Source organism: Bradyrhizobium sp. UFLA01-814 (assembly GCF_046718885.1).
Lineage (GTDB): Bacteria > Pseudomonadota > Alphaproteobacteria > Rhizobiales > Xanthobacteraceae > Bradyrhizobium > Bradyrhizobium elkanii.
This window is the reverse complement of the sequence record NZ_JAQOSR010000247.1, coordinates 1-9423: the sequence shown is the minus strand read 5'-3', so window position 1 is coordinate 9423 and position 9423 is coordinate 1. Positions and strand designations below refer to the sequence as shown.

Annotated in this window: 11 protein-coding genes and 1 pseudogene; 7 read left to right on the top strand and 5 right to left on the bottom strand. The window is 65.2% G+C overall.

Features of this window, described 5'->3' with window-relative positions:
- On the top strand, positions 1 to 289 hold a 289-nt coding region (gene cynS, locus PMN64_RS40035; protein ID WP_411784725.1), incomplete at its 5' end, for a cyanase.
- A gap of 147 nt (positions 290 to 436) precedes the next feature.
- On the opposite strand, the gene purB is transcribed toward cynS, so the two are convergent.
- Positions 437 to 1867, bottom strand: a complete 1431-nt coding sequence (purB, locus tag PMN64_RS40030; RefSeq protein WP_411784724.1) for an adenylosuccinate lyase — start codon at positions 1865 to 1867, stop codon at positions 437 to 439.
- A gap of 196 nt (positions 1868 to 2063) precedes the next feature.
- Entirely contained in the window at positions 2064 to 2876 is an 813-nt protein-coding gene (locus tag PMN64_RS40025) for an oxaloacetate decarboxylase (protein ID WP_411784723.1), read from the bottom strand.
- A gap of 112 nt (positions 2877 to 2988) precedes the next feature.
- On the opposite strand from PMN64_RS40025, the gene PMN64_RS40020 reads away from it, so the two are divergent.
- Entirely contained in the window at positions 2989 to 3933 is a 945-nt protein-coding gene (locus tag PMN64_RS40020; protein WP_411784722.1) for a LysR family transcriptional regulator, read from the top strand.
- A gap of 28 nt (positions 3934 to 3961) precedes the next feature.
- Here the strand turns inward: PMN64_RS40020 and PMN64_RS40015 are convergent, their stop codons facing one another.
- A complete protein-coding gene (locus PMN64_RS40015; RefSeq protein WP_411784721.1) occupies positions 3962 to 4285 on the bottom strand; it encodes a DUF1476 domain-containing protein in 324 nt (107 codons plus the stop codon).
- A 349-nt stretch (positions 4286 to 4634) separates the two neighbouring features.
- On the opposite strand from PMN64_RS40015, the gene purC reads away from it, so the two are divergent.
- From purC to PMN64_RS39990, 5 genes are read left to right on the top strand one after another with little or no spacing between them, the layout of a single operon-like run.
- A complete protein-coding gene (gene purC, locus PMN64_RS40010; RefSeq protein WP_016843454.1) occupies positions 4635 to 5402 on the top strand; it encodes a phosphoribosylaminoimidazolesuccinocarboxamide synthase in 768 nt (255 codons plus the stop codon).
- A gap of 15 nt (positions 5403 to 5417) precedes the next feature.
- Positions 5418 to 5660 carry a phosphoribosylformylglycinamidine synthase subunit PurS gene (gene purS / locus PMN64_RS40005; RefSeq protein WP_057018386.1) on the top strand — a complete coding sequence of 81 codons (243 nt, stop codon included), beginning with the start codon at positions 5418 to 5420 and terminating at the stop codon, positions 5658 to 5660.
- A gap of 11 nt (positions 5661 to 5671) precedes the next feature.
- Positions 5672 to 5926, top strand: a complete 255-nt coding sequence (locus PMN64_RS40000) for a hypothetical protein (RefSeq protein ID WP_057018387.1) — start codon at positions 5672 to 5674, stop codon at positions 5924 to 5926.
- Positions 5923 to 6624: a phosphoribosylformylglycinamidine synthase subunit PurQ gene (gene purQ, locus PMN64_RS39995; RefSeq protein WP_057018388.1), complete on the top strand. Its 702-nt coding sequence runs from the start codon at positions 5923 to 5925 to the stop codon at positions 6622 to 6624. Before PMN64_RS40000 ends, purQ begins: the two co-directional genes overlap by 4 nt.
- Before the next feature lie 5 nt (positions 6625 to 6629).
- Positions 6630 to 7592, top strand: coding sequence for a tripartite tricarboxylate transporter substrate-binding protein (locus tag PMN64_RS39990; protein ID WP_411784720.1), 963 nt, complete (start codon positions 6630 to 6632; stop codon positions 7590 to 7592).
- Between the two features lie 186 nt (positions 7593 to 7778).
- Here PMN64_RS39990 and PMN64_RS39985 read toward each other — a convergent pair whose 3' ends face one another.
- Positions 7779 to 8747: a DMT family transporter gene (locus PMN64_RS39985; RefSeq protein ID WP_411784719.1), complete on the bottom strand. Its 969-nt coding sequence runs from the start codon at positions 8745 to 8747 to the stop codon at positions 7779 to 7781.
- Between the two features lie 262 nt (positions 8748 to 9009).
- Positions 9010 to 9423 (bottom strand): annotated as a pseudogene (locus PMN64_RS39980) (phosphodiesterase); the annotation flags it as partial.

Sequence of the window (9423 nt, the reverse complement as noted above, 5' to 3'; positions counted from 1 at the left end):
GCTCAACGAGGTGCCGATGCGCGGCACCGGCACGCCGATGCCGCCGACCGATCCCTTGATCTACCGCTTCTACGAGATGGTGATGGTGAATGGCCCGGCGTGGAAGGCGCTGATCGAGGAGGAGTTCGGCGACGGCATCATGTCGGCGATCGACTTCGACATGGCGCTGGAGCGCGTCGCCAATCCGAAGGGCGACCGCGTCAAGATCACCATGAGCGGCAAGTTCCTGCCGTACAAATATTACGGCGCCAGCGGCAACGTGCCGGAATACGGCTTCAAGGAGGAGTGACGCTAGCGTCGCGTAAGCGACGGCAGCGTCATTCCGGACGACGCGGAGCGGCGATCCGGAATCTCGAGATTCCGGGTCTGGTCCTTCGGACCATCCCGGAATGACGGGAACACTTCACGCTTCTTGCTCCTCGACCGCGCCCGGACCTCACAGGATCGTGCCCGGCGCGTAGCTCGCGGCTTCCGGCTTGGCCTTGGCCAGGGCCTCGACCTGCTCGGCGAAGAAATCGACCTGGGCGCCGGCGTCACCGGAGTTGGCGCGGCCCTGGTCGAGCACGTGCTGCAGTTCGGCTGCGCTCAAGCCAAGACGCTTGTCGGCGGCGAGACGTTGCAGCAGGTCGTTCTGCACGATCTTGCCGGTGCGCAGGTCGCCGATGGCCGCGACGGCATGCTCCTTGATCGCCTCGTGGGCGCCTTCGCGGCCCGCGCCCTTCTTGACCGCTTCCATCATCACCGTGGTGGTCAGCAGGAAGGGCAGATAGCGGTTGAGCTCGGTCTCGACGACGGCTTCGAACACCTCCATCTGGTCAAGCACCGTGAGCAGGGTTTCGAGCAGGCCATCCGTGGCGAGGAAGGCGTCGGGCAGCATGACGCGGCGGACGACCGAGCAGGAGACGTCGCCTTCGTTCCACTGATCGCCGGCAAGCCCTGCGGCCATCGCGAGATAGCCCTTCAGGATCACATGCAGGCCGTTGATGCGTTCGCAGGAGCGGCTGTTCATCTTGTGCGGCATCGCCGAGGAGCCGACCTGGCCCTTGGCAAAACCTTCGCTGGCGAGTTCGTGGCCTGCCATCAGGCGGATGGTCTTGGCAAAATTGCCGGGGCCGCTGGCGAGCTCGGTGAGCACGCTGACCGCACGGAAGTCGAGGCTGCGCGGATAGACCTGGCCGACGGCATCGAGGGCCTTCGGCAGGCCGAGGTGAACGAGGACGCGCTGCTCGAGCGCGCGCGCCTTGCCGGCATCGCCGTTGAAGAGGGTGATCTGGTCGAGACGGGTGCCCACCGCGCCCTTCAGGCCGCGGGCGGGATAGGTCTGCAGCACGTTGACCAGGCTCTGATGCGCCAGCAGCGTCTCCTCGCCGGACATCGCGATGCGCTTGCCGAGTGTCGTCACCTGCGCGGCGACGTTGTGGGTGCGCGCGGTGAACGGGACGTCGCGCAATTGCTTCGCGCGCGTGGCAAAACGGATGAGCGCGGCGATGCTCTTGGTCTCGATGAGCTGCAGCGCGCGGTAGACCTGCAATTGCTCGACGTTCTCGGTGAGGTCGCGGCTGGTCATGCCCTTGTGCAGGTGCTCGTGACCGGCAAGTTCGCAGAACTCCTCGATGCGCGCCTTGACGTCGTGGCGGGTGACGCGCTCCCGCTTCATGATGGAGGCCAGGTTGATCTGGTCTTTGACGCGCTCGTAGCTCTCGATCACGCCATCCGGCACCGCGATGCCGAGATCGCGCTGGGCCTTCAGCACGGCGATCCAGTAGTCGCGTTCGAGGCGGACCTTGCCTTCGCCGCTCCAGATGGCGCGCATGGCGGGCGAGGCGTAACGTTCGGCGAGGACGTTGGAAATGTGATCTTGGGACATCCCGCTCTCTTGGCATTGCCTGAGGCTGGCTGCAAGCCGCGACCTGCGATGAATCGTCAGGTCTGGTAACGCCTCGGCCGGGCTTGCGGTGCCGGCGCCAGCATACCAGATTCTAGAAGGCGCCGCCTCGGGCAATCCGGGGCGGCGCTGGCATGCGCCGCGCTGGCGGGCGGCGCACCTCGCGATGAGGGGGCGATCAGTTGAATGCCGCGCGGACCTCCTTCACCGGCGCCATGTCGCGGACGAAGCCGAACGCGCCGTTGTCCTTCATCTCGCGGGCACAGCGCAGGAACGCAGCCAGCGCGTGGCGCTGCATCGCGCCGCCGACGCTGATGCGCTTGACGCCGGCGGCCGACAGCTGCTCGACCGTCAAGGTCGGATCGGCATAGCCCATCACGAGGTTGAACGGCTTCTTGACCGACGACACCACGGCCTTGATGGTGGCGAGATCGTAGAGGCCCGGCGAATACAGCACGTCGGCGCCGGCGGCCTCGAAGGCCTGCAGCCGCTTGATGGTGTCGTCGAGATCCTTGCGGCCGTGCAGGAAGTTCTCCGCCCGCGCCGTTAGCGTGAACGGGAAGGGCAGCGCCCGCGCGGTCTCGACCGCGGCCTGCACCCGCTCGACGGCGAGCGTGAAATCGTAGATCGGGCGCTGCGGGTCGCCGGTCGAATCCTCGATCGAGCCGCCGACCGCGCCGGCTTCGGCGGCGAACCGGATCGCCTCGGCCGCAAGCTTCGGCATGTCGGCGCCGCAATTCTCCAGATCGGCATTGACGGGCAGGTCGGTGGCCTCGGCGATCACCCGGCAATTCTCGATGATCTCGTCGAGCCTGACGGTCGAACGGCCGAGCGTGTTGGCGAGCCCGAGGCTGGTGGTCGCAAGCGCCTCGAAGCCCATGGATGCGAGCAGTTTCGCCGTTCCGGCGTCCCACGGATTTGGAATGATGAAGGCGCCGGGCCGCTGATGCAGCTCGCGAAACCGTGCTGCCTTGTCCGCCTGGGTGCGCATGTGAACTCCTGCTGTTGTCAAAAGCGACTGGCAGCAGCGATAGGGCGGTTTCGCCCATCAGACAAATTTGTTATTTCTCTCGATATCATCAGCTTTTTGCATGAGGTCCGGCATGGATAGCGACGCGCTCAACACGTTCCTGGTGGTGCATCGGCGCGGCGGGATCTCGCATGCCGCGAAGGCGCTGCATCGCTCGCAGCCGGCGATTTCGCGGCGCATCGCGCTGCTCGAGCAGGAGCTCGGCGTGCCCCTGTTCGAGCGGATCGCGGGCAAGACGCGGCTGAGCGATGCCGGGCGGGTGATGGTGCCCTATGCCGAACGGGCGGTGGCGGCGGCGCAGGATGCCGAGAACGCCGTGCGCGCGCTGCTGCGCGACAATTCCGGCCCGGTGGCGCTGGCGGTGACCGGCACGCTCGCCGGCGAGCGGCTCTCGAACGTGCTGAAGCGCTTTGCCCGCCGGCATCCGGACGTTGCGCTGACGCTGCGCACCGCGACCAGCGCCGAGGTCAGCGACCTGATCCGGCGCGGCGAGGCGACGATCGGGTTGCGTTACGACCGCGACCGCTCGCGCGACCTCGATTGCGAGGTGCTGTTTGCCGAGCCGCTCTGGGTGGTCTGCGCGCCGGACCATCCGCTGGCGGGACGCCGGGTCGGCAAGCTTGCCGATCTCAGGGATGAGCGGTGGATCGCCTTCCCGGAAGTGCCGGGGCGCCGCGAAATCACCGCCTCGCACGTCTTCGCCCTGTTCCTGACGCACGGGCTCGGCGAGGTCGGCTGGACGCCGGTCGACAGCCTCACGGCGCAGAAGCGCCTGGTCGAGGCCGGGCTCGGGATCGCGCTGCTGTCACAAAGCAATGCGGCGGAGGAATTGGGTGGCTCCAGGATCGCGACGATCAGCGTCGGCGATCTCGCCGCCAGTCACGAGGTCGTCGCCGTGACGCGGCACGGCGGCTTTCTCAGCGCCGCGTCCCGCCGTCTGCTCGACATCCTCCGTGCCGATTTCACCAAGACGAGGGGCACAAACACGTCGCGCCGGAACGGCGTCCGGCGCGCGTAAGAGTCGAGTTGGCCAGTGTCCCGGGAACTCAGCTTCCCGCCTTGACCTGCGCCGCGGCCACCGCCAGCAGCTCGTCCATCTTGGCGCGGATATCGCGCTCGGTGACGGCATGGCCCTTGGCGGTGAGGTCCTTCAGAACCTTGTGCAGCACGTCGTTATCGCCGGCTTCCTCGAAGTCGGCGGCGACCACTTCCTTGGCATAGGCGCTGGCGGCATCGCCCATGATGCCGAGCTTCTCGGCGGCCCACAGGCCGAGCAGCTTGTTCCGGCGGGCTTCAGCCTTGAACTTCTGCTCCTCGTCGAGGGCGAACTTCTTCTCGAAACCTTCCTCGCGCTTGTTGAATTCGCTCATGGCTGAAGTTCCAATTCCCTTGCTGAATGAGGGCCGCCGCGCGTTGCGGCAACCCCGATGCCTGCCTAGATAAGTGGGAGGAATCGGCAAGACAACGAGCCGTTAAGCCGCAGGCAAATCTGGCGGAATCGGCCCTTTATGATAGGGCGGTATAAGTGCCCCCAAGGGGGCACTATCGATTGTGCTGGATGGGCCAATCGGATAGGTTGCCAACAGGCATGGTTCTTGTTCTGTTTCCAGTTGGATTACCCAGGTTCCAGGCCTCCGCGGCAGCTCCGTCGTGGGTCGTAACCCCAAGTCATCCGGAGCACCCAAATCCATGGATTTCAACAAAACACGGTACATCCCAATGAGCCGTCGACGCCGTATTTATGAAGGCAAGGCCAAGGTGCTTTACGAAGGCCCCGAGCCGGGAACCCTGATCCAGCACTTCAAGGACGACGCGACCGCGTTCAACGCCAAGAAACACCAGGTGATCGAGGGCAAGGGCGTCCTCAACAACCGGATTTCGGAGTACCTGTTTCAGCACCTCAACGACATCGGGGTGCCGACCCACTTCATCCGCCGCCTCAACATGCGCGAGCAGCTGATTCGCGAGGTCGAGATCGTGCCGCTCGAGGTGGTGGTGCGGAACGTCGCCGCCGGCTCGCTGTCGCAGCGCCTCGGGATCGAGGAAGGCACCCAGCTGCCGCGCTCGATCATCGAGTTCTATTACAAGAACGACCAGCTCAACGACCCGATGGTGTCGGAAGAGCACATCACCGCCTTCGGCTGGGCGACGCCCCAGGAGATCGACGACATCATGGCGCTGGCCATCCGCGTCAACGACTTCCTGACCGGCCTCTTCCTCGGCATCGGCATCCGCCTCGTCGACTTCAAGATGGAGTGCGGGCGGCTGTTCGAGAACGAGATGATGCGGATCATCGTCGCCGACGAGATATCGCCGGACTCCTGCCGGCTGTGGGACATCAAGTCGAACGAGAAGCTCGACAAGGACCGTTTCCGCCGTGATTTGGGTGGCTTGCTTGAGGCCTACACCGAAGTGGCAAAACGGCTCGGCATTTTGATCGAGAACGAGCGCCCGGCCGGCAGCGGCCCGGTGCTGGTGAAGAGCTAAGCTGAAGGGGCGACCGTGAAGGCACGTGTGACTGTGACGTTGAAGTCGGGCATCCTCGATCCGCAGGGCAAGGCGATCGAGGGCGCGCTGAAATCGCTCGGTGTGGATGGCGTCGCCAGCGTTCGCCAGGGCAAGGTGTTCGACATCGAGCTGGCCGCGACCGACAAGGCCAAGGCGGAGGCGGCGCTGAAAGCCGCCGCCGACAAGCTGCTGGCGAATACCGTGATCGAGAACTACGCGATCGAATTGAAGGCTTGAGGGCAGGCATTATGGCCGACGTGACGATGGAGCTGATGTTCGAAGTGATGAAATCGGTCCAGGCGCGTTTGGCTCAGGTCGACGGCAAGATCGATGAGTTGAAGCAGGAAATGCAGGCATCGCGAACGTCTCAGAATGGTATCCGCCAGGAAATTACCGGCGTGTTCCAGGAGATTTCCGGTATTCACGCGACGCTGGTTCGCCACGAAGGGCGTCTTGACCGCATAGAGACACGTCTCGAATTGAACGAAGTACCAACTCCATGAAATCAGCCGTCCTCGTCTTCCCCGGTATCAACCGCGAGCGCGATATGGCGCGTGCGCTCAAGCTCGCATCCGGCAATGAGACCGCGATGGTCTGGCATGCCGAGACCGCGCTGCCCAAGGGCACCGACCTCGTGGTGGTGCCGGGCGGCTTCTCCTATGGCGATTACCTGCGCTGCGGCGCGATCGCGGCGCGTGCGCCCGTGATGGACGCGGTGCGCGACTTCGCCGCCAAGGGCGGGCTCGTGCTCGGCGTCTGCAACGGTTTCCAGATCCTCTGCGAGTCCGGGCTGTTGCCGGGCGTGCTGATGCGTAATGCCGGGCTGAAGTTCATCTGCCGCGACGTGCATATGCGCGTCGAACGCTCCGACACCCCGTTCACCCGCGGCTACAATGCCGGCCAGGTGATCCGCGTGCCGGTGGCGCACGGCGAAGGCAATTACGAGGCGGACGAAGAGACGCTGAAGCGGCTCGAAGGCGACGGGCGGGTGCTGTACCGCTACTGCTCGCCGGAGGGCGTGGTCGACGAGGCCTCCAATTTGAACGGCGCCGCGCATTCGATCGCCGGCATCGTCAATGAGCGCGGCAACGTGCTCGGCATGATGCCGCATCCGGAAAACCACGTCGAAGAGATCATGGGCTGCACCGACGGCCGCGGCCTCTTCGCAGGGCTGGTCCAGCAGTTCGAAAAGGCGGCGTAACGATCATGCTGCGGCGGTGGTGCGTTGCCGCGGCTGCGGCGCTTGTGCTTGCGACGTCGGCCTACGCCCAGGACTTCCCGAAGCGTCCGATCACGATGATCGTGCCGTTCACAGCCGGCGGCACCTCCGACGTCATCGCCCGCGCGATCGCCGACCAGATGGGCGCTGCGCTCGGCCAGAGCATCATCATCGAGAATGTCGGCGGCGCCGGCGGCTCGACCGCGCTCGCCCGCGCTGCGCGCGCCGAGCCGGACGGTTACACCATCGCGATCGGCAATGCCGGCACCAATGCCGCGACCTACACGATCTATCCGAAGCTGCCGTTCACGCCTGACTCCTTCGCGCCGATCGCCATGGTCGCGAAGACCTTCGGCATCGTCGCGCTGCGCAAGAATTTTCCGGCCAAGGACCTCAAGGAATTCATCGACTATGCCAGGAAGAATCCGGGCATGGTCAATCTCGGCCATGCCGGTGTCGGCTCGTCGAATTACCTGATCTGCAAGAGCTTCGTGCATGCCGCCGCCATCGACGTGCAGCTGGTCGGCTATCGCGGCGCGGCGCTCGCGCTGACGGACGCGATCGGCAGCCAGATCGACGGGGTCTGCGATGCCGCGGCCTCGGTGTCGCAGGCGATCGACGACAGATTGGTGAAAGCGGTCGTGGTCGGCTCGACGGTACGGCTGGCGTCGCTGCCCGAACTGCCGACCTCGGCCGAGGCCGGACTGCCCGAGTTCGAGGCGCAAGGCTGGAATGGCCTGTTCGCCCCCAAGGGCACTCCGCCCGAGATCATCGCCAAGCTGAATGCCGCGGCGCGCGCCGCAGTCGCGAGCGAGGCGGTGAAGAAGCGCTTCGCCGACCTGTCGACCGTCGCCCCCGACGCTAATGAGCTCGCGCCCGAGGTGTTGCTGCAGCTGGTGACGCGTGACGTCGCGAAATACCGCGCCCTGCTGGCGGACGACAAGAAGTAGCGGCTTCGCGGCGCCGCCGGACGCGTGGAGCAGAAGTGGCTGTCGGCTTGAGCTGCGATAGATGTATGTGACTCGTCATTGCGAGCGCAGCGAAGCAATCCATCGTGCCGCAAGTGGAGATATGGATTGCTTCGTCGCTGTCGCTCCTCGCAATGACGTCGACAGGCTGTGTACAAGTACCCGCTTCTACAGCCGTCGCAGCCAGCGCTTGACCGCTTCGGCGGGCACCGTCATCGCGGCGACGCCGGCCATGACGAGCAACAGGCCGAGCGCGAGATTCGACGGCACGGATTCCCCGAGCAGGATCACCGACAGCGCGACGCCGATAGGAATGCGCAGATAACCTTGCGCATTCGTTGTCAGCGTGCCGAGCCGGGTCAGGCACATGTAGAACAGCATCAGGCCGAACGCGCTGGAGAAGATGCCCATGACGACGGTGGCGACCAGCGCTTGCGGCGTCGGGTGCAGGGTCCAGGGATGGTCGACGATCAGGGCGACCGGCAGCAGCACGGTGCCGCCGAACAACAGCGAGCCGGCCGCCACGACCATCGGATCATAGTCCGACAGCCGAAGCCCGAAGATCGTGGCGCAGGCGAACGAGACAGTGGCGAGCAGGATCGCGATCTCGGCGAAGATCTCCTTGCCGAAGCCTGAGAGCGCGTCGAGGCCGATGATTGCGACCGTGCCGGCGAGGCCGAGGATCGCGCCGACCAGCTTGAGCAGCGAGGCCGGCTCGTGCCGCGTGATCGCCCAGGTGATGAGGAAGGCGAAGATCGGCGTCGTCGAGGCCAGCACCACGGTGTTGGATGCCGGCACGTAAAGCTGCGCCCAGGTGATCACCAAAAAAGGGATCGTGGAGTTGATGGTCTGCTGGAAGGCGAACAGCTTCCAGGCCTTGATGTCGGTCGGGATGCGAATGCCGCGAACGCGCAGCACGATGAGCAGGAAGGCGGCGGCCACCAGCGAGCGCGCGGAAATGAAGGTGACCGGCGGGATCGAGCCGAGCCCGATCTTGGTCAGCGGGTAGGTCGAGCTCCAGCAGCAGGCCAGCGCCAGCAGCAGCGCATAGTCGCGCCAGCCGCGCGCGCCCGGCGTTGACGGAGTGGGCACTCTCGCGGGAGCCGTCACGCCCGTCCTGGCTCTTGGTTTGAGCATGATCTCCGCGCCAACGCGTTCTGCGTTTGTCGCGAGAGAAAACCGCTTCGAATTTTTCCGGATGATTCTCTGGCTGTGCTCTGCGGCACCTTGATTGGCTCCCTTCGCGCATTGGCGCGCGATGGAGCGAATGTAGCTTGGTGGTGAGGCGAAAGGCTAGGGGCGACGGATCAGGCGCGCAATTCCGAGCCGGATATGCGCGAGTATGGAAAAAGCGACGGACGCCGGCCCGGCGTCCGTCGCGCGGAATTTGCCCGAAATCCTAGCGCAGGACTTGGCCCAGCACCTCGCCGTCGACCTGCTGCGGTGCCGATCCGAGGATCCGCATGATGGTCGGCGCCACGTCGATATTGCGCATGTGCCGCACCACGGTGTCCTTGCGGATCTGCGGCCCGGCGGCGATGAACGTCGCGCTCATCACCGGAAGCTCGGGGTCGTGACCGTGGGCGCCATAGAAGTTCGGCATCGACAGCATGGTGGTTGCCGCGTTGAACGGGGCGTCGCCCTGGCGCGCGACGCCGGGGTTCTGGATGCCGTCGAAATTGTAACCGGGCGCCATCAGCGCGAACACGTCGCCATAGTCCTGGCCGATGGTCTTGCTGATGCATTGTCCGGTTCCGGCGTCGCATTGCAGCGGCCGGGTCTCGACGACGGTGAAGATGCGCTGGTCCTTGAG